At 65.5% G+C, this 24,344-nt stretch carries 17 protein-coding genes; 11 read left to right on the top strand and 6 right to left on the bottom strand.

The features are described 5' to 3' along the window. Nucleotides 1-104: 104 nt before the first annotated feature. The 7 genes from BW990_RS20260 to BW990_RS20230 all read left to right on the top strand — a co-directional run bounded on the left by BW990_RS20260 (nucleotide 105) and on the right by BW990_RS20230 (nucleotide 7,160). The gene (locus tag BW990_RS20260; protein WP_076451228.1) at nucleotides 105-791 is read left to right on the top strand and encodes an adenylate kinase; all 687 of its coding nucleotides are present in this window, start codon (nucleotides 105-107) and stop codon (nucleotides 789-791) included. Nucleotides 792-823: 32 nt separating this feature from the next. Further along, the gene (locus BW990_RS20255; RefSeq protein ID WP_076451222.1) at nucleotides 824-1,090 is read left to right on the top strand and encodes a DUF4212 domain-containing protein; all 267 of its coding nucleotides are present in this window, start codon (nucleotides 824-826) and stop codon (nucleotides 1,088-1,090) included. A gap of 4 nt (nucleotides 1,091-1,094) precedes the next feature. Then, nucleotides 1,095-2,879, top strand: a complete 1,785-nt coding sequence (locus tag BW990_RS20250; protein ID WP_076451220.1) for a sodium:solute symporter family protein — start codon at nucleotides 1,095-1,097, stop codon at nucleotides 2,877-2,879. Nucleotides 2,880-3,001: 122 nt separating this feature from the next. Further along, entirely contained in the window at nucleotides 3,002-4,825 is a 1,824-nt protein-coding gene (locus tag BW990_RS20245; RefSeq protein ID WP_076451218.1) for a DUF294 nucleotidyltransferase-like domain-containing protein, read from the top strand. Nucleotides 4,826-4,868: 43 nt separating this feature from the next. Further along, entirely contained in the window at nucleotides 4,869-5,369 is a 501-nt protein-coding gene (locus BW990_RS20240; protein ID WP_076451216.1) for a hypothetical protein, read from the top strand. Between the two features lie 3 nt (nucleotides 5,370-5,372). Then, a complete protein-coding gene (locus BW990_RS20235) occupies nucleotides 5,373-6,749 on the top strand; it encodes a 3'-5' exonuclease (RefSeq protein ID WP_076451214.1) in 1,377 nt (458 codons plus the stop codon). A gap of 93 nt (nucleotides 6,750-6,842) precedes the next feature. Continuing rightward, entirely contained in the window at nucleotides 6,843-7,160 is a 318-nt protein-coding gene (locus tag BW990_RS20230) for a hypothetical protein (RefSeq protein ID WP_076451212.1), read from the top strand. A gap of 43 nt (nucleotides 7,161-7,203) precedes the next feature. On the opposite strand, the gene uvrA is transcribed toward BW990_RS20230, so the two are convergent. The 6 genes from uvrA to BW990_RS20200 form a co-directional block, all read right to left on the bottom strand. Continuing rightward, nucleotides 7,204-10,068, bottom strand: coding sequence for an excinuclease ABC subunit UvrA (gene uvrA / locus BW990_RS20225; protein WP_076451210.1), 2,865 nt, complete (start codon nucleotides 10,066-10,068; stop codon nucleotides 7,204-7,206). 341 nt (nucleotides 10,069-10,409) lie between these two features. Continuing rightward, nucleotides 10,410-11,501: an ABC transporter ATP-binding protein gene (locus tag BW990_RS20220; RefSeq protein WP_076451208.1), complete on the bottom strand. Its 1,092-nt coding sequence runs from the start codon at nucleotides 11,499-11,501 to the stop codon at nucleotides 10,410-10,412. A gap of 12 nt (nucleotides 11,502-11,513) precedes the next feature. Next, nucleotides 11,514-13,172: an alpha-amylase family glycosyl hydrolase gene (locus tag BW990_RS20215; protein ID WP_076451206.1), complete on the bottom strand. Its 1,659-nt coding sequence runs from the start codon at nucleotides 13,170-13,172 to the stop codon at nucleotides 11,514-11,516. An 8-nt stretch (nucleotides 13,173-13,180) separates the two neighbouring features. Continuing rightward, nucleotides 13,181-14,452 (bottom strand): carbohydrate ABC transporter permease, encoded by a 1,272-nt coding sequence (locus BW990_RS20210; protein ID WP_076451204.1) that lies wholly within the window; start codon nucleotides 14,450-14,452, stop codon nucleotides 13,181-13,183. A gap of 14 nt (nucleotides 14,453-14,466) precedes the next feature. Continuing rightward, entirely contained in the window at nucleotides 14,467-15,444 is a 978-nt protein-coding gene (locus BW990_RS20205) for a carbohydrate ABC transporter permease (protein ID WP_076451202.1), read from the bottom strand. A gap of 162 nt (nucleotides 15,445-15,606) precedes the next feature. Continuing rightward, the gene (locus BW990_RS20200) at nucleotides 15,607-16,962 is read right to left on the bottom strand and encodes an ABC transporter substrate-binding protein (RefSeq protein ID WP_076451226.1); all 1,356 of its coding nucleotides are present in this window, start codon (nucleotides 16,960-16,962) and stop codon (nucleotides 15,607-15,609) included. Between the two features lie 282 nt (nucleotides 16,963-17,244). Here BW990_RS20200 and BW990_RS20195 point away from each other — a divergent pair, with 282 nt between their 5' ends. From BW990_RS20195 to glgB, 4 genes are all read left to right on the top strand, one after another. Then, a complete protein-coding gene (locus tag BW990_RS20195; RefSeq protein WP_076451200.1) occupies nucleotides 17,245-18,270 on the top strand; it encodes a LacI family DNA-binding transcriptional regulator in 1,026 nt (341 codons plus the stop codon). A gap of 125 nt (nucleotides 18,271-18,395) precedes the next feature. Beyond that, the gene (locus tag BW990_RS20190; RefSeq protein ID WP_076451198.1) at nucleotides 18,396-19,376 is read left to right on the top strand and encodes a glucokinase; all 981 of its coding nucleotides are present in this window, start codon (nucleotides 18,396-18,398) and stop codon (nucleotides 19,374-19,376) included. Between the two features lie 124 nt (nucleotides 19,377-19,500). Further along, complete coding sequence (locus BW990_RS20185) at nucleotides 19,501-21,906, top strand: glycogen/starch/alpha-glucan phosphorylase (protein WP_076451195.1); 2,406 nt, start codon at nucleotides 19,501-19,503, stop codon at nucleotides 21,904-21,906. A gap of 61 nt (nucleotides 21,907-21,967) precedes the next feature. Continuing rightward, nucleotides 21,968-24,148 (top strand): 1,4-alpha-glucan branching protein GlgB, encoded by a 2,181-nt coding sequence (gene glgB, locus BW990_RS20180; RefSeq protein ID WP_076451193.1) that lies wholly within the window; start codon nucleotides 21,968-21,970, stop codon nucleotides 24,146-24,148. Nucleotides 24,149-24,344 lie beyond the last annotated feature (196 nt).

The raw sequence follows: 24,344 nt of genomic DNA, 5'->3' as shown, positions 1-24,344 counted from the left end.
ATCGCCGAAAACGATTACGGCAGCCTCGGCGACACCTCCACCCTCGCCGAACCCGAGGTCGTCGAAGACCTCATCGAAAACCGCATGAACCGCGGGTGATGGGCATGGACGGTACACGCACCCCCACAAAAGCCCCGGTTCTGATCCTTCTCGGCCCCCCGGGGGCCGGGAAAGGCACCCAGGCACGCACGCTCGAGGCCGAATTCGGGCTTATTCAGCTTTCGACCGGCGACATGCTGCGCGCCGCGGTCAAGGCCGGCACCGAGGCCGGCCGCGCCGCGAAAGCCAAGATGGAGGCCGGCGCGCTCGTCTCGGACGAGATCGTGACCCGCATCCTTGCCGACCGTCTGGCCGAGCCCGACACCGCGAAGGGCGTCATTCTCGACGGCTTTCCGCGCACCACCGCCCAGGCGGAGGCGCTCGATGCGATCCTCGCCGAACGCGGCCAGCAGATCGACGCGGCCATCAGCCTCGAGGTCGACGACGCCGAGATGGTCACCCGCGTCTCGGGCCGCTTCACCTGCGCGGGATGCGGCGAGGGCTATCACGACCAGTACAAGACGCCCGCAAAACCGGACACCTGCGACAAGTGCGGCGGCACCGAGATGACCCGCCGCGCCGATGACAATGCGGACACGGTCAAGAGCCGGCTCGAGGCCTATCACGCCCAGACCGCGCCGCTTTTGACCTATTACGACGGAAAAAACGCGCTGCATCGCATTCCCGCGATGGGCGCCATCGACGACATCGCCCGCGAGCTTGCGGGCGTAGTCCACAGCGTGCGCGGCTGACCCCGCGCCAAACCAAGGAGGAGACCCGCGACATGGCGGATAAAATTCCCACCGACGGCGTGGCCTACTGGAAGGCCAACGTGCGTCTCATTCTCATCAGCCTGGTGATCTGGGCTCTGGTGAGTTTCGGCTTCGGCATCCTGCTTCGCCCTGCCCTGTCGGGCATTTCCGTGGGCGGCACGGATCTCGGTTTCTGGTTCGCGCAGCAAGGCTCGATCCTAGTCTTTCTCGGCCTGATCTTCTTCTACGCCTGGCGCATGAACAAGCTCGACCGTCAATTCGGCGTGGACGAGGAGTAAAATCATGGATCAGACAACGATCAACATCATCTTCGTGGGCGCCTCCTTCGCGCTCTATATCGGCATCGCCATCTGGGCGCGCGCGGGCTCCACGTCGGATTTCTACGCCGCCGGTCGCGGCGTGCACCCCGTCACCAACGGCATGGCCACGGCGGCGGACTGGATGTCGGCGGCCTCCTTCATCTCGATGGCGGGTCTCATCGCCTTCACCGGCTATGACAACTCGACCTACCTGATGGGCTGGACCGGCGGTTACGTGCTGCTTGCCCTGCTGCTCGCGCCCTATCTGCGCAAGTTCGGCAAATACACGGTGTCCGAGTTCATCGGCGACCGGTTCTACAGCCCGACTGCACGGCTCGTCGCGGTGATCTGCCTGATCGTCGCCTCGGTGACCTACGTGATCGGCCAGATGACCGGCGTGGGCGTGGCCTTCGGCCGCTTCCTCGAAGTGTCGAACACCACGGGCCTGCTGATCGGTGCCGTCGTCGTCTTCGCCTACGCGGTGTTCGGCGGCATGAAGGGCGTGACCTACACGCAGGTCGCGCAATATTGCGTGCTGATCATGGCCTACACGATCCCGGCCATCTTCATCTCGCTGCAGCTGACCGGCAACCCGATCCCGGCGCTCGGCCTCTTCGGCGAGCATCAGGCCTCGGGCCAGCCGCTTCTGGAGCGTCTCGACCAGATCGTGACCGAGCTCGGCTTCTCCGAGTACACGGCGCATAACGGCGACACGTTCAACATGCTGCTCTTCACGCTGTCGCTGATGATCGGCACCGCCGGTCTGCCACATGTCATCATGCGCTTCTTCACCGTGCCGCGCGTCGCCGATGCCCGCTGGTCGGCCGGTTGGGCGCTGGTGTTCATCGCGCTTCTCTACCTCACGGCCCCCGCGGTCGGTGCGATGGCCCGTCTCAACATCACCGAGCTGTTCTGGCCCGAGGGCACCAACGGCCAGGCGGTGAGCGTCGAGCAGATCGCCGAAGATCCGGCCTATGACTGGATGGCAACCTGGCAGCAGACCGGCCTTCTGGGCTGGGAAGACAAGAACGGCGACGGCCGCATCCAGTTCTACAACGACGCCGATGCCGACATGCAGGCACGCGCGGAAGCGGAAGGCTGGAACGGCAACGAGCTGACCAACTTCAACCGCGACATCCTCGTGCTCGCGAACCCCGAGATCGCCAACCTGCCCGGCTGGGTGATCGGCCTCGTGGCGGCAGGCGGCCTCGCCGCGGCGCTCTCCACGGCGGCGGGCCTCTTGCTCGCGATCTCGTCGGCGGTCAGCCATGACCTCGTGAAAGGCCGGTTCGCGCCCGAGATCTCCGAAAAGGGTGAGCTTCTCAGCGCCCGGATCGCGATGGCGGTGTCGATCGTGGTGGCGACCTATCTCGGTCTGAACCCGCCGGGCTTTGCAGCGCAGACCGTCGCGCTGGCCTTCGGCCTTGCTGCGGCGTCGATCTTCCCGGCGCTGATGATGGGTATCTTCTCGACCAAGATCAACAACCGCGGCGCGGTGGCGGGCATGCTCGCCGGTCTGATCGTGACGCTCGTCTACATCTTCCTGCACAAGGGCTGGTTCTTCATCCCCGACACCAACAGCTTCACCGATGCAGACCCCCTGCTCGGCACGATCAAGTCGACTTCGTTCGGCGCTGTGGGTGCGGTAGTGAACTTCGTCACGGCCTACGTGGTCTCGGCGATGACCAAGCCGGTCCCGCAGGAAATCCGCGAACTGGTGGAAAGCGTTCGCGTGCCGCGCGGCGCGGGCACCGCGCAGGATCACTGATCCGGCACTGCCGACATGACGGACCCGGGCCAGCGATGGCCCGGGTTTTTTCTTGGCCGAGGCTTTCACCCGCCCCGCCCGGCCACTAGCCTCGGCGCAAGCCTGCAAGGATCACATCGCCCATGACCGAAGCCATCGCCGACTTCCTCGACCGGCTGCAGCCCTATTCCGACCTTCTGCCCGAGGATCGCGCGGAGCTTGCCGCGACGATGCAGGTCGCCCGGTACGCCCCCGGCGATCAGGTCTACAGCTTCGGCGACCGGCTGGACGGGCTCTATATCGTGCGCAAGGGCGATATCGAGGTGCGCGACGAACACGGCGAGACCGTCTCGCTGCTGGGGCCGCGCAACACGTTCGGCGAACGCGGCCTCGCGCGGGACGGGCGCGCGGCGACCTCCGCCCTCGCCCGCTCCGAGACCGAGCTGCTGGTGCTGCCCGCAGCCTCCTTCCGGCTCGCCTGTCAGGATCACCCGGCGCTTGCGCGCTTCTTCGACCGCTCCGGCGCCGCACGGCCCAGCCGCGCGCCGCTGTCGGATCTGGCGACCAGCCAGGTGTCGCAATTCATGGCCCGCAACCCCTTGTCGGTCGCCCCCGATACCACCGCCGCCGAGGCCGCGCGGCAGATGCGCGACGCCCATGTCTCCTGCCTCTGCGTGACCGAGGACGACCGGCTCGTCGGCATCGTCACCATCCGCGATCTCTCCGCGCGCATCCTCGCCGAGAAAGCCGCCCCCGACACGCCCGTCCGGCAGATCATGACCGAAGATCCGCGCACCCTGCCGCCCGAGGCGCTCGGATCGGACGTGCTGCACATGATGCTCGAGCGGCGGATCGGCCACGTGCCCATCGTCGGCGCGCGCGGCCTCGAGGGCATCGTGACCCAGACCGACCTTACGCGGTTCCAGGCCATGTCCTCGGCGGAGCTGGTGGCGGGCATCGCGCGCGCCGAGACCGCGCAGGAGATGGCCGAGACCACCGCGCGCATCCCGCGCCTGCTGAGCCAGCTCGTCGCCGGGCATCACCCGCACGAGGTCACGACCCGGCTCATCACCGATATCGCCGATGCGGTCACCCGCCGCCTTCTGCGCCTTGCGGAGGCGGAATTCGGCCCGCCGCCCGTGCCTTATCTCTGGCTCGCCTGCGGATCGCAGGGACGGCAGGAGCAGACCGGCGTCAGCGACCAGGACAATTGCCTGATCCTGTCGGACGCATTCACCCCCGAACACGCGCAATATTTCGAGAAATTCGCGCGCTTCGTCTCCGACGGGCTGCATGAATGCGGCTACGTCTATTGCCCCGGCGACATGATGGCGACCAATCCGCGCTGGCGGCAGCCGCTCGCCACCTGGCGGCGCTACTTCAAGGGCTGGATCGAAAAGCCGGTGCCCGAGGCGCAGATGCTCGCCTCGGTGATGTTCGACCTGCGCCCGATCGGCGGCGACACGGCGCTCTTCGACGGCCTGCAACAGGAGACGCTGGCGCAGGCGTCGAAGAACTCGATCTTCGTCAGCCACATGATCGCCAACGCACTCAAGCATCAACCGCCCCTCGGCCTGATCCGCGGCTTCGCCACGATCCGCAAGGGTGAGAACAAGGACCGGCTCGACCTCAAGCATTCGGGCGTCGTGCCGGTGACCGACCTCGCCCGGGTCTACGCGCTGCGCGGCGAGCTGCGCCCGGTGAACACCCGCGCGCGGATCGTCGCCGCGCGCGATGCGGGGCTCCTCAGTAAGAGCGGCGGGCAGGATCTTCTCGATGCCTATGACCTGATCGCCGAGACGCGGCTCGAACATCAATGCCGCCGGATCCGCGCGGGCGAGGCGCCGGACAATTTCCTGCCGCCCGCGAAATTGTCGGATTTCGACCGCTCGCATCTCAGGGATGCCTTCGTGGTGGTCAAAGGCCTGCAATCGGCCCTTGGCCACGGGCGCGGGATGTTGTCTTGATAGGCCTGCGGGAGGAGAGGACCGCGATGGGAGGAGAACGGCCATGTTTCTGGAACTGATCGCGGTGATCGTCGCCGGGATCGCCGGCGCCGGCGTCATGATGCTGGTCTCGAAGATCTCGGGCGGGCAACTGCCCCGCTGGCTTGTGCCGGTGGCCGCGGGGTGCGCCATGCTGGCCGCCGCGATCTCCTCGGAATACGGCTGGTATGGCCGCATATCGGAGGCGCTGCCCGACGGGCTCGTGGTGGCCGACCGCATCAACGAACCGAGCTGGTATCGCCCCTGGACCTATGTCGTGCCGATGACGCAGCGCTTCGTGGCGGTGGATATCGACAACCTCCAGCAGAACACCGAGCGCAATTCCGTCTTCCTCGCCGATCTCTACTTCTTCGGACGCTGGCGGCCCGTGCAATCGGTCGAGGTGATGGTCGATTGCGCCGAGAACCTGCGCGCCGACCCGACCTTCGGCGATGGCAGCCCGCCGGTCTGGCGCGATGTCGGGCCCGCCGATCCGATCCTGTCCGCGATCTGCAGGCAGGTCTGAGCCATGGGCGGGCTGCGCGGTCGCATCCTGCTTCTCTTCGCGGTGATGCTGATCGTCACGCTCGCCGCGGCGGCCCTGTCGCTGCGCATCGCCGGGACGGAAGGCAGTCTCACCGGCTTCGTCGCGCTGGCCTTCCTGCTGCTCGCGGTGCTGACCGCCGCGTGGTTCGTGCTCGATCAGGCCGTGGCGCAGGCGGTGGACCGGCTTGCCGCCGCGCTCCGGGTCCATGCCCATAACGATGCGGCACCGCCCCTCGATGGCGGGATCGCGGGCCATCTCGGCGATCTGGGCGATGCCGCCGAGGTGGTGACGCGGGAGCTTGACCGCGCCCGCCGCCGCACCGCCGACCTGATCGCCTCCGAAACCCGCGCTTTGTGCGCCGAACGGGCGCGGCTCACCGATATCCTGACCGAGATCCCGGTCGCCACGATCCTCGCCGGCGACAACCATACGATCGCGCTTTATGACGGTCAGGCGGCCGAGGTTCTGGCCCAGATCGGAACGCCCCGGCTCAATGCGCCGCTCTCGGACTACTTCACCGAGGACAGTCTCGCCCGCGCCCGGCGCCAGATGCACAAGACCGGCCTCGGCATCGTGGCGACGCTCGACGGGGTGCATGGCGCGCTCAGCCTGACCGCGCGGATGAAGCCCATGCGCCAGGGCGGCTATCTCATCCTGATCGACGCGGCGGACGCGACCATCGCCCCCGATGCGGATCGTCCGCTGGTCTACGATTTCGACCTTCTCACGCGGCGCGAGACCGCCGCGCTGGAAAATCGTCGCCTCCACGACATGACCTTCTGCGTCTTCGATCTGGAGACCACCGGGCTTTTGCCGCATCGCGACGCCGTGCTGCAGATCGGTGCGCTGCGGGTGATGAACGGTCGCGTCCTTGCGGGTGAGCGTTTCGACCTCGTCGTGGATCCGGGCCGCCCGATCCCACCCGCCTCGACCAAGGTGCATCACATCACCGATGCGATGGTGCGCGGCCAGCCGGACATTCTCGAGGCCGCGCCGCGCTTTCACGACTTCGCGCGGGACACGGTTCTGGTGGCGCACAATGCGCCCTTCGATCTGGCCTTCCTGAAGGCCAAACAGACCGAGACGGGCCTCGACTGGACGCATCCGGTGATCGACACGGTGCTCTTGTCGGCGATCCTGTTCGGCACGACCGAGACGCATACGCTGGACGCGGTCTGCACGCGGCTCGGCATCACCATCCCGGCCGAGCTGCGCCACACGGCCCTGGGCGATGCCCATGCGACGGCGGAGGCATTGTGCCGGATGCTGCCCATGCTCGAAGGCCGCGGCATCGACACGTTCGGCGCCTATCTGGACGCGGCCCGCCGGCATGGCCGCCTCATCCAGGACATGAACTGAGACAGGCGGGCTTTCGCCGAACCCGAGCGCACGTCTGGAACATCAGCCCGATCGCAGGTGTTTTGTTGTATAGTTCGAAGAAAGGACCGACGCATGACGTTCCGTTTTCCCCTCTGCCTTGCCGCGGCGCTGATGGCCACCCAACCGGCCATTGCAGCGCCCAAAGGCTGCCCACCCGGTCTCGCCAAGAAAAGCGTGGAATGCGTGCCGCCTGGCCTCGCCAAGAAGGGTGTCCGCTATAATGTCGGCGACGTGATCGACGGAGATTACGTGGTCGTGCGCGACCCGCGCCGCTGGAACCTCAACCCGAACGGGACCTACTACCGGATCGGGGACACCTTCTACGAGGTCGACCGAGAAACCCGCGAGATCCTCAATGTGATCGGGGCGTTGGCGCGTCTCGCCGACTGACCCGGCATGCGATGCGCGCGCGTGTCGGCGCGCGCATTCCGACCTATTCAGCCGCGAGCTTGCGCGGCTTGAGCATGTCCTTCAGATAGCGCCCGGTATGGCTTTCGGCAACCTCGGCCACCTCTTCGGGCGTGCCGGTCGCGACGATCTCACCGCCGCCATCGCCGCCTTCGGGACCGATATCGATCAGGTGATCGGCGGTCTTGATGACGTCGAGATTGTGCTCGATCACGATCACCGTGTTGCCCGCCTCGACCAGCGAATGCAGCACTTCGAGGAGCTTCTTCACATCCTCGAAATGCAGACCCGTGGTCGGCTCGTCGAGGATGTAGAGCGTCCGGCCCGTCGACCGCTTCGCGAGCTCCTTCGACAGCTTCACCCGCTGCGCCTCGCCACCCGACAGCGTCGTGGCCTGCTGGCCGACCTTGATATAGCCGAGACCCACCTTCACCAGCGCGTCCATCTTCTCGCGGATCGATGGCACGGCGGCGAAGAAGTCCTGCGCATCTTCCACTGTCATATCAAGGACATCCGCGATGCTCTTGCCCTTGAACTTGATCTCCAGCGTCTCGCGGTTGTAACGCGCGCCGTTGCAGGTCTCGCAGGTGACGTAGACGTCCGGCAGGAAGTGCATCTCGATCTTGATGACCCCGTCGCCCTGGCAGGCCTCGCAGCGCCCGCCCTTGACGTTGAAACTGAAGCGCCCGGGCTTGTAGCCCCGCGCCTTGGCCTCGGGCAGCCCGGCGAACCAGTCGCGGATCGGCGTGAAGGCTCCGGTATAGGTCGCAGGGTTGGAGCGCGGCGTGCGCCCGATGGGCCGCTGGTCGATGTCGATGACCTTGTCGAGGTGATGCAGCCCCTTGATCGTCTCGCAGGGCGCGGGCGTCTGCCGCGCGCCGTTAAGCTGCATCGAGGCGGTCTTGAACAGCGTCTCGATGGTCAGCGTCGACTTGCCACCGCCCGACACCCCCGTCACGCAGACGAATTTGCCCAGCGGGAAATCCGCCGTCACGTCCTTAAGATTGTTGCCTGACGCTTTGACAACGCTTAGTTTTTTCTTGTTTCCCTTGCGGCGCGTGGCGGGCACCGGGATCTCGCGCGTGCCGGCCAGGTATTGCCCGGTGATGGAATTGGCATCCGCCGCGATCTCGGCCGGCGTGCCGTGGCTGACCACCTCGCCCCCATGCACCCCCGCGCCCGGACCGATGTCGAAGACGTAATCCGCCTCGCGGATCGCATCCTCGTCATGTTCGACCACGATCACCGTGTTGCCCTGATCGCGCAGGTTCTTGAGCGTGCCGAGCAGCCGGTCATTGTCGCGCTGGTGCAGGCCGATGGAGGGCTCGTCGAGCACGTAGAGCACACCCGTCAGCCCCGAGCCGATCTGGCTGGCAAGACGGATACGCTGGCTTTCGCCGCCCGAGAGCGTGCCCGCCGCGCGGCTCAGCGTCAGGTATTCGAGGCCCACATTGTTCAGGAAACCCAGCCGTTCGCGGATTTCCTTCAGGATCGCGCGGGCGATCTCCGTCTTCTGCTTTGACAGGGATTGCGGCGCGTTTTCAATCCACTCGAAGGCGTCCTTGATGCTTTTCTCTACCACTTCGCCGATATGCTGGCCGCCGATCTTGACCGCCAGCGCCTCTTCGCGCAGCCGGTAGCCGCCGCAGGTCCCGCAGGAGCGGTTGTTCTGGTAGCGCTCGAATTCCTCGCGAATCCAGCTCGAATCCGTCTCGCGGTAACGCCGTTCCATGTTGGGAATGACGCCCTCGAAGCTGCGCGTGACATTGTAGACGCGCCCGCCCTCGTCATAGCGGAACTGGATCTCTTCGTCGCCCGAGCCGAACAGGAATACCTGCTTCACATGCGCCGGCAGATCCTTCCACTTGGTTGAGGTATCGAATTCATAATGCCGCGCAATCGCCTGAATTGTCTGCAGAAAATACGGCGACTTCCCCTTTCGCCAGGGCGCGATGGCCCCGTCATAAAGCGTCAGGTTCTGATCCGGAACCATGAGCCGTTCGTCGAAGAAAAGCTCCACCCCGAGCCCGTCGCAATCGGGGCAGGCCCCGAAGGGCGCGTTGAACGAAAAGAGACGCGGCTCGATCTCGGGAATGGTGAAGCCAGAGACCGGACAGGCGAAATTCTCGGAGAATGTGATCCTCTCGGCCTCCCCCTCGTCCTCGCGCGGCGCGGTCTCGAGGATCGCGATGCCCGACGCCAGATCGAGCGCGGTGCGGAAGCTGTCCGCCAGCCGCGTCTCGAGCCCTTCGCGCACCACGATGCGGTCGACCACGACGTCGATGTCGTGGCGGAACTTCTTGTCGAGCGTGGGCGGCTCGTCGAGCTCGTAGAAGGTGCCGTCCACCTTCACCCGCTGGAAACCCTGCTTGCGAAGTTCGAGGAATTCCTTGCGATACTCGCCCTTCCGGTCGCGCACGATGGGGGCCAGAAGGTAGCCGCGCGTGCCCTCTTCCATCTCCATCACGCGATCAACCATGTCCTGGACCTGCTGCGCCTCGATGGGCAGGCCGGTCGCCGGGCTGTAGGGTGTACCCGCACGCGCGAAAAGCAGGCGCAGGTAGTCGTAGATCTCGGTCACCGTGCCGACGGTCGAGCGCGGGTTCTTCGACGTGGTCTTCTGCTCGATGGAGATCGCCGGGCTCAGCCCCGCGATGTGATCCACATCGGGCTTTTCCATCATGTCGAGGAATTGCCGCGCATAGGCCGAAAGGCTTTCGACGTAGCGGCGCTGCCCCTCGGCATAGATCGTGTCGAAGGCCAACGAGGATTTGCCCGAGCCCGAGAGCCCGGTGATCACCACCAGCTGGTCGCGCGGGATATCGACATCGATCCCCTTGAGATTGTGCTCGCGCGCGCCACGCACTTCGATGTGTTTGAGCTCAGCCATGAGACCCCCGTTAACACTTGGGTCACACATAGGGGATCGCGACGATTTCGCCAATGACAAAGTGAGAACGCAAGGGGAACACGCGGCTTGCTGCCAAAATGCCGCGCAGGGGGTGGGCAATGCACTCGGGTCGCGGAACCAAGGCTGCCTATGGCAGCCGCCGCGACAAGCGGTCATGCGGGACGCATGCCCCCGGCATGACCCGGCCCGGCGGGCTGGCGCTTTGGTGACGCCAGCGCATCGTTCAATCGGAGCAATGATCTGGCACGATAAGTTGTCTATGCCGACCGGAAGAGCGCCATCCCCCGGCCAGGCGCTTGTCGCGGCGCCACGCTCAGCGCTTACCGATACAGCAGCGACACCCCGTCACTGAACAGGTGCACCTTCTCCGGCACGGCCCCCAGCTTCACGGTCTTGCCGCGCAGATCCGCATGGATGCCCGGCAGCTTGCCGATCACGGGATCGCTTTTCTCCGCCTGAAAATAGAGCAGCGTCACCTCGCCCAACGCCTCGGTGATGTTCACCTTGCCTTCGTAGATGTATTCGGCGCCCTCCTCGGTCTCGAGGAAGTCCTCGGGACGGACGCCCACATTGACCTTCAGGCCCTTGTCGCCATCGGTCGTGGGCACCGACGACCGCGCAGTGCCGCCGCCCGCCATCTTGACCACGGTGGTCTCGCCAGTCTCGACGACCTCCCCCGGCAGCAGGTTCATCGCGGGCGAGCCGATGAACTGCGCCACGAACTCGCCGTTGGGCCGCTCGTACAATTCCAGGGGCGTGCCCACCTGCGCGATACCCTTGTTGGCCAGCACCACGATCCGCGTGGCAAGCGTCATCGCCTCCACCTGGTCGTGGGTCACGTAGATCATGGTCGAGTCGGGCATGGATTCCTTGAGCTGCGCGATCTCGATGCGCGTGGCCACCCGAAGCGCCGCGTCGAGGTTCGAGAGCGGCTCGTCGAAGAGATAGACCTTGGGGTCGCGCACGATCGAGCGCCCGATGGCGACCCGCTGCCGCTGACCGCCCGACAGCGCCTTGGGCAGACGGTCGAGGTAAGGTTCCAGCTGCAGGATCTTCGCGGCCTTCTCGACGGCCCTGTCGATCTCGTCCTGGCTTTTCTTGGCGATCTTCAGCGCGAAGGTCATGTTGTCCCGCACCGTCATGTGCGGATAAAGCGCGTAGGATTGGAACACCATGGCGATGCCGCGCTGCGCGGGCGGCACGTCGTTCACCCGCTGGCCGTCGATCTCCAGCGTGCCGCCGGTGATCTTCTCGAGCCCCGCGATCATCCGCAGAAGCGTGGACTTGCCGCAGCCCGAGGGCCCGACGAATACGATCAGTTCGCCCTTCTTGATGTCGAGATTGATGTCGCGCAGCACCTGAACCGTGCCGCCATAGGTCTTCTCGACATCGGTGAGTTTCAGATCCGCCATGTCGTCCCTCCCTTAATCCTGTGTCGCGGCGCGCATCATCAATGCGGGCTGCCATGGCCCGAGATGAAGACGCCCGTCCGGCGCGGGGCCCGCGCTGCCCAGTTCGATCCCGATCTGCTGCCACTTGCCCGGGGGCATGTCCGTCACGGCCGGCTCATGGCTGAGATTGAACGCGCAGAAGATCGTCTCCCCGGCGCTTTCGCGTTGAAATCGGATGATGCTGCCATCCGCCTCGACCCGGCTCTGCGCGCCCTTGCGCAGCGCCTCATGGGCATGGCGGAAGGCGATCACGCGGCGGTAATGGTGCAGGATTGCGGACGGATCCTGTTCCTGCGTCGCCACCGCGCGGTTGAGGTGGTCGTGGCTGACCGGCAGCCAGGGCCGGCCCGACGAGAAGCCGCCATTCTGGTTGGACGGCTCCCAGACCATCGGCGTGCGGCAGCCGTCGCGGCCCTTGAAGGCGGGCCAGAAGCGCTTGCCATAAGGGTCCTGCAGATCCTCGAAGGCGACCTCGGCCTCGGGCAGGCCCAGCTCCTCGCCCTGGTAGAGGCAGGTCGAGCCGCGCAGGCATTGCATCAGCGTGGCGAAGCAGCGCTCGCCCGCATCGGTCAGCTTCCAGCGCGAGGCATGGCGCGGCACGTCGTGGTTCGAGAAGGCCCAACAGGCCCAGCCATTGGCGGCCACCGCCTCGACCTTCTCGAAGACCTCGGCGATGTAGGGGGCCGTCGGCATCTTGTCTGAGAGCAGCTCGAACGCATAGCTCATGTGAATGAGATCGCTGCCCCCGGTATATTCACCGAGGATCTCGAGCCCGCGCTGGTCGTCGCCCACCTCGCCCACGGCGGCGGCGTTGTACTTGTTCATCAGCGCCCGGAGCTTGCGCAGGAATGCGAGGTTCTCGGGCTGGGTCTTGTCGTAGAGGTGGTTCTGCCAGGTATAGGGGTTCACCGCCGGCGCGGTGATCGGGTTGCGCTCCGCCTCGGGCAGCGGCGGGTTGTCCCGCAATTGCGCGTCATGGACGTAGAAATTGATCGTATCGAGCCGGAAGCCGTCGACGCCGCGATCCAGCCAGAAGGTCGCCACATCCATCAGCGCGTTTTGCACTTCCGGCTCGTGGAAGTTCAGATCCGGCTGCTCGGTCAGGAAGTTGTGCAGGTAATACTGGCAGCGGGTCGGATCCCATTGCCAGGCCGAGCCGCCGAAGATCGACAGCCAGTTATTGGGCGGCGTGCCGTCGGGCTTGGCATCGGCCCAGACATACCAGTTGGCCTTGGGATTGTCCTTCGACGACCGGCTTTCCTTGAACCACGGATGGTCCATGGAGGTGTGCGACAAGACGAGGTCGATCAGCACCTTGACGCCCAGCCGATGCGCCTGCGCGATCAGCGTGTCGAAATCCGCCAGCGTGCCGAACATCGGGTCCACATCGCAGTAATCCGACACGTCATAGCCGAAATCGCGCATGGGCGAGGTGAAGAACGGCGAGATCCACACCGCATCGACCCCGAGCGAGGCGATATGCGGCATCCGCTGGGCGATGCCCAGAAGGTCGCCAATCCCGTCGCCGTTCGAATCCTGGAAGCTGCGCGGGTAGACCTGATAGATCACCGCGCCGCGCCACCAATCCGCATCCGCTTTCGATGCGCCCGAGATATCCGCCTTGGTATTCATAAACGTCCTTATTTGACCGAGCCAGCCAGGAGGCCGCGCACGAGGTATTTCTGCATGGCGAAGAAGACGATGAGCGGCACCGCGATCGAGATGAACGCCGCCGCCGCGAGGATGCCCCAGTCGCCGCCGCGCGAGCCCAGAAGGTCATCGGCGATCTTCACCGTCATCACCCAGCTCTCCGAGTTGGAGGGCAGGAAGACCTTCGCCACCAGGAGGTCGTTCCAGGTCCAGAGGAACTGGAAAATCGCAAAGCTCGCCAGCGCCGGAAAGGAAAGCGGCAGCACGATCTTGGTGAAGACCTGGAAATCCGTGGCCCCGTCCACTTTCGCAGATTCGATGATGTCGCGCGGCAGGCCGACCATGTAATTGCGCAAAAGGTAGATGGCGAGCGGCAGGCCAAACCCGGTATGCGCCAGCCAGATGCCGAGGAAGCTCTGCCCGATGCCAACCTTGTTGTGCAGCTGCAAAAGCGGCACCAGCGCCAGCTGCAGCGGAACGACCAGAAGCCCCACCACCATCGCGATCAGGAAGCCCCGGCCGCGGAAATCCATCCAGGCCAGCGCATAGGCCGCGAAGGCCGCAATCAGGATCGGGATGATCGTCGCCGGGATCGTCACCGTCAGGGTGTTGATGAAGGCGCGGTCCATGTTGTCCGAGGTCAGGATCTGCTCGTAGTTCTGCAAACCGAAATCGGGCGGCGCGGCGGCGATGATGTAGATCGTCGGCGCGCGGCCGATCTCTCCGTCCTGAACCCAGGTGAAATCGCCGTTGGCGGCCACGGTAACGGCGCGGTCGATGTAGAAATCCTGGACCGGGCGCCCGTCCTCGTCGGTCTCGGGCGCGGTGGGCTGGCCGTCGGCGGGCCAGGAGGTCTCGTAGTTTTCCTCGTCGGTCGTGCCGTCGGGTTCGCTCACCACCAGCTTCAGACGACCGAACGTCTGGCCCGGCGTCGCGGCACCCGGATCGCGGCCGGTGATCCCGAAGGCGGAGACATCGCCCGACCCCTGCGCCGACACCTCGTCGGAGGCGGAAAAGAGGTTGCCCGAGAAGGTGTAGAGCGTGCCGTCCTGCGTCACGCCTTCGGGCTCGGGCGAGACGCGGTAGGCCACCTCGACCGGGAACATCGACGCCCACCAGCCGGTCTCGGAGATCTGCTCGCGGTCGCGGAAGCTCGAGACCAGAAGCCCGATCGTCGGAATGAGCCAGATCAGCACCAGCGCCACAACCGAGATGTTGGTGACGATGGAGAGAGAGGTCTTCTGTCCTGCCATTTGGTCCATTGCTCGGCCCTCCCTCAATTCATCTCTTTGCGTGCCTGGCGGATGTTCCAGACCATCACCGGCAGGACGATGATCATGATGACGAAGGCCACGGCGGTCGCGCGCCCGTCATCGCGGAACATGTAATCCATCATGTAAGACGGCAGGATCTCGGTATCGAAATTGCCGCCGGTCATGGCGTAGACGATGTCGAAGACCTTCAGCACCAGGATCGTGATCGTCGTCCAGACGACCACGATGGTGCCCATGATCTGCGGCACCTTGATCTTGAAGAAGATCTGGAACGGGTTCGCGCCGTCGATGATCGCGGCCTCGATGGTCTCTTCGGGGATACCGCGCAGGGCCGCCGACAGGATCACCATGGCGAAACCCGTCTGGATCCAGACCAAGATCACCATCAGGAAGAAGTTGTTCCAGAAGGGGATCTGCAGCGGATCGATCGGATCGGCCCCGAGGACGTCGCGCACCGCGTTGATGATGCCGATATCGGGGTCGTTGGCGTAGACGAATTTCCAGATCAGCGAGGCGCCCACGAAGGAAATCGCCATCGGCATGAAGATCAGTGATTTGGCGATGTTGCCCCATTTCAGCTTGTCGGTGAGCTGCGCCACCAGCAGGCCGAGAAAGGTCGCCGCGGCGGGCACGAAGATCGCCCAGAGAATGTTGTTGAAGACCGCGGTTCGGAAGCCCTCTTCGGCGAACATCGTGGTGTAGTTGCCTAAGCCGATGAACTCTTCACCCGAGCGGTTGAAGAGCGAGCGCCAGAACGATCCGACCACCGGATAGACGAGGTAGAGCCCCAGCGCGAACATCGCCGGGAACAGGAACAGCCAGGGCCGGACCATGGTGGCGCGGTTGATGTTGCGCCCGTGATCGTCCGTGCGCGGCGGGAAGATCACCTTGTCCAGCACCCAGTTCGAGGCGAAGAAATAGCCGACGCAGCCGCCCACTCCGATGATGATCGTGATGAGACCCTGCAGGATCGGAGACATGGTGGTTCCTCCCTTTTGGCAGCCGGCGCGCGGGCCCTCCCCGGGCGGCACCGGATCGGCCCTGCCCGCCTTGGCGGCGGGTCCGGCCGTTGCATGGCACCAGTTCCCAGCGGTGCCTGCGCCCGCCCCGGCTGACGGGACGGGCGCGGATCGTCGCGTGGATTACTGGATCGAGTCCCAGCGTTCCTGGATCGTGGCCGCCACCTCGGCAGCGGGCGTGCCGGTCACGTAATCGACCATGCCCGACCAGAAGGCGCCGGCGCCGATCTCGGACGGCATCAGGTCCGAGCCGTCGAAGCGGAAGGTCGAGGCGTCCTGAAGGATCTGACCCTGCGCACGGAGGCTGTCATCGGCATATGTGTCGAGGTTGACACCGCCATGCGCGGTCAGAAAGCCGCCTTGCGCCATCCAGAGCTCATGCGCGATCGGGGTCTTGAGGAACTCGATCATCGCCGTCGTGGCCTCAGAGGGGTTGGTGATCGCGAAAAGCGCGCCCGCACCCAGAACCGGCTTGCCGAGATCCTTCTCCTCGTAGGCGGGGAAGTAGAAGAAATCCACATCCTCGCCCGCGACCACGTCTTCGGGGAAGAAGGCCGGGATGAACGAGGCCTGGCGGTGCATGTAGCATTCCGCCGGGATGGTGAAGAGACCCGCCGGGCTGTCGCGGAAATCGGTCGTGGCGACCGTCTCGGCCCCGCCCTGCACGTAATCGTCGTTCAGCGCGAAATAGCCGAATTCCTCCATCGCCGCGACGACGCGCGGGTCGTCGAAGGAGATCTCGTTGGTCACCCACTGGTCATAGACCTCGGGCGGCTGGGTGCGCAGCATCATCTCCTCGACCCAGTCGGTCGCGGGCCAGCCGGTCGCGGCGCCCGAGCCCAGACCGATGCACCAGGGCGTGCCGCCATCGTCGACGATCTGGTCGGTGAGCTCTTTCAGCTCTTCCATCGTCTCGGGGATCTCGTAGCCCATCTCGTCAAAGGCGATCGGGTTGTACCAGACCAGCGATTTCACATCGACGCGGTAGAACAGACCATAAAGGTTCTCGTTGCCATCCGGATCGGCATAGGTGCCCAGATCGACCCAGGACTGACCGGCCGCGTAATTCTCGGCGACCCAGTCGGCGGTCCCTTCGGCCAGCGGCGTCAGAAGACCCTGGCTTGCCATGTCGGCCGCGAGGCCCGGCTGCGGGAAGGCCGCGAGGTTCGGGGCAGAGCCCGCCCGGGTCGAGATGACGATGTCCTGCTCGAAGCTGTCCGAGCCCGAGTAGTTCACGGTCGCGCCGGTGGCTTCTTCGAAATAGTCGAAGACCTTGTCGACCTTTTCCTTCTCGTTGCCCGTCCAGGCACCGGTGATCTCGACCGTGGCACCGCTCAGGTCGTATTGATCGGCAAAGCTCGTGTAGCTGTCCCAGCTGAAGTCGCCTTCACCGGGATTGAACGGCAGGTGTGCCGCCGAATGCGCGGCACCGGCCGTCAGGGCCAGCACGGCAGCGCTTGCGTAAAGCGAAGTCTTCATGATCATAATCCTCCCTTGGATCATGTGAGCAATCTCATGTGGCGCAGCGCAAGGAAAAAGTTTTCCAAAGCGCTTTGGTCGGTGCACGCTCGCTGACATGTTAGCGCCTGTCAATCCGATTCCCGGGCATAAACCTCAAGAAAACATGAGATGTCATGCTGCAACGCAGCTAAGACCTATCTGGAAGGAGGGCTTCCCAATCGGGACGTTCTGCGTCTAGGCTGCGAAAAATCCAAAGCGCTTTGGACGCTCGACGCCAAGGCTCAGCCACGCGACACGCCGATGAACCTCAAAGAACTCTCAGAGCATCTCAACCTGTCGCAGACCACGGTGAGCCGGGCGCTGAACGGCTATCCCGAGGTGCGCGAGGCCACCCGCCGCCGCGTGCTCGAGGCCGCGCGCCAGTTCAATTACAGCCCCAATGCCCGCGCCAAGGGGCTCGCCACCGGGCGGGCCATGTCCATCGGCCACGTGATTCCCCTGTCCAACAAGCACGAGATCCTGAACCCGCTCTTCGGGGATTTCATCACCGGCGCCTCTGAGGCCTACGCGACCGGCGGCTACGAGCTGGTGCTGACGCTGGTGCCCGACGACGAGGAAGCCGCGCATTACCACAACATTCGCGCGCGCGGGAATGTCGACGGAATCATCCTGCACGGCCCCCGGGTGAACGATCCGCGAATCGACCTCCTGGACCGGATCGGCGTGCCCTTCCTCGTGCATGGCCGGGTTTTCGGGCGCGCCGAGGATTACGCCTTCGTCGATATCGACAACGAAAGCGCCTTCCTGCGGGCCACGCGCCACCTGATCGCGCTGGGGCATCGGCGAATCGCGCTGCTCAACGCCGTCGAGACGATGGATTTCGCCTACCGGCGCCGCCGCGGCTACGAAGCTGCCCTGCGCGAGGCGGGGATCGGTATCGACCGGGCCCTGATCGAGGTGGGCGGCATGACCGAAAGCCTCGGCATGCGCGCGGCTTCCGAGATGCTGGACCGTCCGAACCCGCCCACCGCGTTCCTGTGCTCCTCCATCGTGATCGCCTTCGGGGTGGAACGCGCCATCCTCCGACGCGGCCTCGCAATGGGCGAGGATATCTCGGTCGTGACCCATGATGACGTGCTGAGCTACCTGCCCAACGGCACCAGCGAGCCGCTCTTCACTGCCACCCGATCCTCGATCCGGGAGGCGGGGCGGACCTGCGCGCAGGAGCTGATGGCGATGATCGCCGATCCCGGCAAGCCGCGTCCGGGGATCATGCTCGATGCCGATCTGATCCTCGGCCGCTCCACCGGTCGGGCGCCCGGATAGGGCCCGTCCGCGCCGCGACAGCCCGCCTGCCCCGCCAACGCCGACGCCCGGCAGCCCCCCACTGCGCCCTTGATCGCATCCGGAAACGCCCGTACCACCCGCATCATAGCTCAGCGAGGTCGCCCATGTCCGAGCCCCATTCCCCTCCGGCCCACCTGGCGGTCGTCGCCGATATCGGCGGTACCAATACCCGCGTGGCGCTGGCCCGCGACGGCACGGTCGACCGCGACACCATCCGCCGCTACCGCAACGCCGAGAACGACAGCCTCGAGACCGTGCTGACCGATTACCTGGGCCAGCAGAACGCCACCCCCGATGCCGCCTGCGTCGCCATGGCCGGCCCCGTGCGCGACGGTGTGGGCAAGCTGACCAATCTCGACTGGCGCGTCGACAAGCGCGCGGTAGCGCAGGCCAGCGGCGCCACCACCGTCGCCATCCTGAACGACCTGCAGGCGCAGGGCCACGCGCTCGACGCGCTGACGCCCGACGTGCTGACGCCGGTCCTGCCCGGCCAGCCCGCGAGCCCGCAGGCCGCCAAGCTCGTGGTGGGGGTCGGCACCGGGCTCAATGCCGCGCCGGTCTACCGGCTGGGCGGCCAGACGCTGGTGCCCCCGTCCGAGACCGGCCACGTGTCGCTGAAGGCCCGCGACGCAGGGGAGCTGCGGCTGCGCGACTGGGTGGCCCGCAAGCACGACATGCCCGGCTTCGAGGACGTGCTCTCGGGCCGCGGGTTCGAGCGGATCTATGCTTTTCTCTGTGACGAAGACGGCGCGGGCGCGCCGATGAGTGCGTCCGAGATAATGGCCGCGCAGGACGAGGACGACCGCGCGCGGCGCGCCATCGCGCTCTTCACCCGGCTTCTCGGCGCCTATGTCGGCGATCTGACGCTCATCACCCTGCCCTTCGGCGGCATCTATCTCTGTGGCGGCGTCACCCAGCATTTCGGCCCGCATCTCGCCAGCGCCACCTTCACCGAGGCGTTCTGCGACAAGGGCCGCTTTTCCGAGTTCATGCGGCAATTCCCGGTGCATATCCTGACCGACGATTACGCGGCGCTGACCGGCTGCGCTTGCCATTTGACCGAATTGCATCACCTCGGCGCGTGACGGCGTCAAAGCAGGCAGCGCGGCACCCCATTGCCACGCAATCGCAACCTTGACGCGTCCCGGGTCTTGCCAATCCGGAGAAACCGCGCTTCTAGCAGTGTGAGCGTTAACAGGAGTGTCCGAAATGAACATCGCGACCCCCCCGACCCAAGTCACCACCCATGCCCTGCGCGACGCCATCGTGCGGCATCTGTGTTATTCCTTCGGGCGCGAGCCCGATTACGCCGGCACCGAGGATTGGCGCATGGCGCTGTCCTTCGCGATCCGCGACCATATCGCCGACAGCTGGTTCAAGGCCGCGGGCGTGGCGCGCCGCGAAGGCGCCAAGCGGGTCTATTACCTGTCGATGGAATTCCTGATCGGGCGGCTTCTGGAAGACGGTATCGTCAATCTCGGCCTTGTCGATCAGGCGCGCGACGCGCTGGCGGCACTGGGCCAGGATTACGACACGGTGCTCGCGGACGAGCCCGACGCGGCGCTCGGCAATGGCGGCCTGGGCCGTCTCGCCGCCTGCTTCCTCGAAAGCCTCTCGACGCTGGGTTGCCCGGCCTATGGCTACGGCATCCGCTACGAGCACGGCCTCTTCCGACAGAGCTTCCAGGGCGGGCGGCAGATCGAGGCGCCCGAGACCTGGCTGACCCAGCGCCACGCCTGGGAATTCGAACGTCCCGACGCACGCTTCCATATCGGCTTCGGCGGCCATGTGGAGGAACGGGACGGCGCGTCCGTCTGGCATCCCGGCGAATATGTCGATGCGGAGGCCTATGACACGCCCATCGTCGGCTGGAAGGGACGCTGGGCCAACACGCTGCGCCTCTGGTCCGCCAAGGCAGCCGATCCGTTCGACCTGCCCGCCTTCAACCGCGGCGATTTCGCCGCCGCCGCCGAACCCGAGGCACTGGCCCGCACCATTTCCCGCGTGCTCTATCCCGACGACACGACCGAGCAGGGCAAGGAACTGCGCCTCAAGCAGGAATTCTTCCTCGTGGCCGCCGCGCTCCGCGATATCCTCGCGCGGTTCGACAAGGAACACAGCGACATCCGCCAATTGCCGGAAAAGGTCGCCATCCAGCTCAACGACACGCATCCCGCCGTGGCCGGTCCCGAACTGGTCCGGATCCTGCACGACGAACGCGGCCTGCCCTTCGACGAGGCGATGACCATCACCCGCGCCTGTCTTTCCTACACCAACCACACGCTGCTGCCCGAGGCGCTGGAAAGCTGGGGCGAGGGCCTGTTCGGGCGCCTGCTGCCGCGCCATCTGCAGATCGTCGATATGATCGACAACGAACATTACGAGGCGAACCCCTCGCGCACACAATCCATGCGCTCCGATCACCAGGTCAAGATGGGCCAGCTGTCCTTTGTCATGGCGCATAAGGTCAACGGCGTCTCGGCGCTGCATACCGAGCTGATGAAGAAAACGGTGTTCTCCGAACTGCACCGCCTGCATCCCGACCGGATCGTGAACCAGACCAACGGCGTCACCCCGCGCCGCTGGCTCCTGGCCTGCAACCCGCGCCTGTCCTCGCTCATCACCGACACGATCGGCGAGGGCTGGGTCGACGATCTGGAGCGCCTGCGCGAGCTGGAGCCCGCCATCGAGGATGCCGCGTGGCGCGAGCGGTTCGACGCCGCCAAGCGCGCCAACAAGGCGGACCTGTCGGACTGGATGGCCGCGACGCAGGGCGTGTCGGTCAATCCCGACGCCATGTTCGACGTGCAGATCAAGCGCCTGCACGAATACAAGCGCCAGCACCTCAACATCCTTGAGACCATCGCGCTCTGGCAGGAGATCAAGGACAATCCCAACGCCGACTGGACCCCGCGCGTCGTGCTCTTTGCCGGTAAGGCCGCGCCGGGCTATGCCTTCGCCAAGGATATCATTCGCCTTATCAATGACGTGGCGGAGGTTCTTAACGCGGACAAGACGACCCGCGACGTGCTTCAGGTGCTCTTCCTGCCGAATTACAACGTGACCCTCGCCGAGCGGCTGATCCCCGCCGCGGACCTGTCCGAGCAGATCTCGACCGCGGGCAAGGAAGCCTCGGGCACGGGCAACATGAAATTCGCCCTCAACGGCGCGCTGACCATCGGCACGCTCGACGGCGCCAACGTGGAAATCCGCGAGCATGTGGGCGCGGACAATTTCTTCCTCTTCGGCATGACCGCCTCCGAGGTGATGGAGCGCCGCAAGATCGAGGATCACGCCGCCCAGGCCATCGCCGCCGATCCGCGCCTTGCCCGCGCCCTCGAGGCGGTGCGCACCGGCGCCTTCTGCCCCGACGAGCCCGACCGCTACGCCCATATCGCCGCCAATCTCGCCGGGCCGGATTATTTCCTCGTCGCGTCGGATTTCGCCGATTACTGGCGCGCGAGCCGCGAGGCCGATGCGGCCTTCGCCGATCCCGCGACCTGGACGCGCAAGGCCGCGCTCAACACCGCGCGGTCGGGCTGGTTCTCGTCGGATCGGACAATCCGCGGCTACATGCAGGATATTTGGGCGGCGCGCTCCTATCTCGGGCAGTGAATCGGGGGGCCCCCGGCGGGCCCACGTTGAAGCTCGCCGCCGAGGTGCTAAACTGAGGCGCATGGTTCAGCATGCACACCTTCCCCGCCCCGCCCTGAAACGCATCCTCGATGCCACCAGCGACGATCCCTTCGCGGTGCTCGGCCCCCATGCGGTGGAGGGCGCGCGGCATGTCACCGTGTTCGATCCCGGCGCGGCCGAGCTTCATGCGGTCATCGGCAAGAAGACGCACCCGCTCGATCCGGTCGCCGACCTGCCCGGCATCTTCTGCGGTGCGGTGCCCGGCGACGCGCCTTACGGCCTGCGCGGCAAGGACGCCTCGGGCCAGACCTGGGACATGGAAGACCCCTATCGCTTCGGCCCGGTGCTGGGCGAGATCGACGAATACCTCCTGGGTGAAGGCACCCATTCGCAGCTCTGGAACGCGCTCGGCGCGCATGTGATGACCCATGAGGGCGTTCATGGCACCCATTTCGCGGTCTGGGCGCCCAATGCGCGCCGCGTCTCGGTCGTGGGCACGTTCAATGGCTGGGACGGACGGCGCCACCTGATGCGCCGCCGGGGCGCCACCGGCGTCTGGGAAATCTTCATCCCCGGCGCGGGCGAAGGCACCGTCTACAAGTACGAGATCATCGGCGCGCAGGGCAACCTGATGCCGCTCAAGGCCGATCCGGTGGGCTTCGGATCGCAGCACCCGCCAGAGAACGCATCGGTCGTGCGCGACATCCGCGGCTATGGCTGGTCGGACGAGGCCTGGATGACGAAACGCGCCGCGCGGAACAGCCGCGACGCGCCCATCTCGGTCTACGAGGTGCATCTGGGATCGTGGAAGCGCAAGGCCGACAATCGCCGCATCTCCTATGTGGAGGCCGCGACCGAACTGGTCGAGTATGTCACCGAAATGGGCTTCACTCATATCGAGCTGATGCCGATTTCCGAATATCCCTTCGATGGCTCCTGGGGCTATCAGCCGGTGGGCCTGTTCGCACCCACCGTGCGCCATGGCCCCCCGCACGAATTCCGCGATCTGGTGAATGCCGCGCACAAGGCGGGCGTCGGTGTCATCCTCGACTGGGTGCCGGGGCATTTCCCCACCGACCCGCACGGGCTGGGCCAGTTCGACGGCACGGCGCTTTACGAACATGCGGACCCGCGCGAGGGCTTCCACCAGGACTGGAACACGCTGATCTACAATTACGGGCGGCGCGAGGTGAAGAATTTCCTGACCTCGAACGCGCTCTACTGGCTTGAGGAATACCATGTCGACGGGCTGCGCGTGGATGCGGTGGCCTCGATGCTCTACCGCGATTATTCCCGCAAGGACGGCGAATGGGTCCCCAACAAGGATGGCGGGCGCGAGAATTACGAAGCCATCGACGTCCTGCGCGACATGAACATCCAGACCTACGGCGCCCATGAGGGCATCCTGACCGTGGCCGAGGAATCGACCTCGTTCCCCAAGGTGTCGCGCCCGGTCTACGAGGACGGCCTCGGCTTCGGGTTCAAGTGGAACATGGGCTGGATGAACGACACGCTCGAATACATGAAAAAGGACCCGATCTACCGCAAGCATCACCACAACCAGATGACCTTCGGACTGGTCTACGCGTTCTCTGAGAACTTCATCCTGCCGATCAGCCATGACGAGGTGGTCCACGGCAAGGGCTCGATGCTGACGCGGATGCCCGGCAACGACTGGGAGCGATTCGCCAACCTGCGCGCCTATTATGGCTTCATGTGGGGCCATCCAGGCAAGAAGCTGATCTTCATGGGTCAGGAATTCGCGCAAGGGGCCGAATGGAACCACGATGCGGAACTGGATTGGGCCGCCCTCGGCAATCCCGCCCATGGCGGCATCCAGGCGTTGGTGCGCGATCTGAACAAGCTCTACGCCGCGACGCCCGCGCTGCACGTCAAGGATTGCGACCCCGAGGGCTTCCAGTGGATCGAGGAGAACGACGCGGATCGCTCGGTCTTCGTCTGGCGCCGCAAGGGCCATGCGGGCGATCCAGAGGTGGTCGTGCTCTGCAACTTCACCCCGCAGGAGCAGAATTACCGCGTGGGCCTGCCCGAGGCGGGCGAATGGCGCGAGGCGCTGAACACCGATGCGGGCGTCTATGGCGGTCAGGATCGCGGGAACATGGGCGGCGTCACTGCAAAGCCGGGCGACAGCCACGGCCTGCCCGCCGTGGCGGAGGTCTACCTGCCGCCCCTCTCGACGGTGTTCCTGATCAAGGCATGATCCCGCACCGGCTTCGGGCCGCCCGGCACCCGGCCGCACACCTTTCTGCGCAACAGGCCGCGCCGGGGCTGGCGGGCGGTCCTGTTGAGCGCATGAGGAACCACCGCACAGATGACCGGCGCCGGAACCGCGCCGGTCTCGCAGCGCGCAAAACCGCGAATGCACCATCCCCCCTAGCCATCTATCCGCAGAATTT

Origin of the sequence: Roseivivax lentus (assembly GCF_900156805.1) — a bacterium.
Taxonomy (GTDB): domain Bacteria; phylum Pseudomonadota; class Alphaproteobacteria; order Rhodobacterales; family Rhodobacteraceae; genus Roseivivax; species Roseivivax lentus.
This window is presented reverse-complemented; position numbering and strand designations above follow the sequence as displayed.

Bases quoted from the DNA above. Each gene is read 5' to 3' on its own strand.
- BW990_RS20195 (WP_076451200.1), top strand. From the start codon at position 17,245: ATGAACCTCAAAGAACTCTCAGAGCATCTCAACCTGTCGCAGACCACG.
- BW990_RS20220 (WP_076451208.1), bottom strand. From the start codon at position 11,501: ATGGCGGATCTGAAACTCACCGATGTCGAGAAGACCTATGGCGGCACG.
- BW990_RS20210 (WP_076451204.1), bottom strand. From the start codon at position 14,452: ATGGACCAAATGGCAGGACAGAAGACCTCTCTCTCCATCGTCACCAAC.
- BW990_RS20185 (WP_076451195.1), top strand. From the start codon at position 19,501: ATGAACATCGCGACCCCCCCGACCCAAGTCACCACCCATGCCCTGCGC.
- BW990_RS20240 (WP_076451216.1), top strand. From the start codon at position 4,869: ATGTTTCTGGAACTGATCGCGGTGATCGTCGCCGGGATCGCCGGCGCC.
- BW990_RS20260 (WP_076451228.1), top strand. From the start codon at position 105: ATGGACGGTACACGCACCCCCACAAAAGCCCCGGTTCTGATCCTTCTC.
- BW990_RS20255 (WP_076451222.1), top strand. From the start codon at position 824: ATGGCGGATAAAATTCCCACCGACGGCGTGGCCTACTGGAAGGCCAAC.
- BW990_RS20245 (WP_076451218.1), top strand. From the start codon at position 3,002: ATGACCGAAGCCATCGCCGACTTCCTCGACCGGCTGCAGCCCTATTCC.
- BW990_RS20250 (WP_076451220.1), top strand. From the start codon at position 1,095: ATGGATCAGACAACGATCAACATCATCTTCGTGGGCGCCTCCTTCGCG.
- BW990_RS20190 (WP_076451198.1), top strand. From the start codon at position 18,396: ATGTCCGAGCCCCATTCCCCTCCGGCCCACCTGGCGGTCGTCGCCGAT.
- glgB (WP_076451193.1), top strand. From the start codon at position 21,968: ATGGTTCAGCATGCACACCTTCCCCGCCCCGCCCTGAAACGCATCCTC.
- BW990_RS20200 (WP_076451226.1), bottom strand. From the start codon at position 16,962: ATGAAGACTTCGCTTTACGCAAGCGCTGCCGTGCTGGCCCTGACGGCC.
- BW990_RS20230 (WP_076451212.1), top strand. From the start codon at position 6,843: ATGACGTTCCGTTTTCCCCTCTGCCTTGCCGCGGCGCTGATGGCCACC.
- uvrA (WP_076451210.1), bottom strand. From the start codon at position 10,068: ATGGCTGAGCTCAAACACATCGAAGTGCGTGGCGCGCGCGAGCACAAT.
- BW990_RS20235 (WP_076451214.1), top strand. From the start codon at position 5,373: ATGGGCGGGCTGCGCGGTCGCATCCTGCTTCTCTTCGCGGTGATGCTG.
- BW990_RS20205 (WP_076451202.1), bottom strand. From the start codon at position 15,444: ATGTCTCCGATCCTGCAGGGTCTCATCACGATCATCATCGGAGTGGGC.
- BW990_RS20215 (WP_076451206.1), bottom strand. From the start codon at position 13,172: ATGAATACCAAGGCGGATATCTCGGGCGCATCGAAAGCGGATGCGGAT.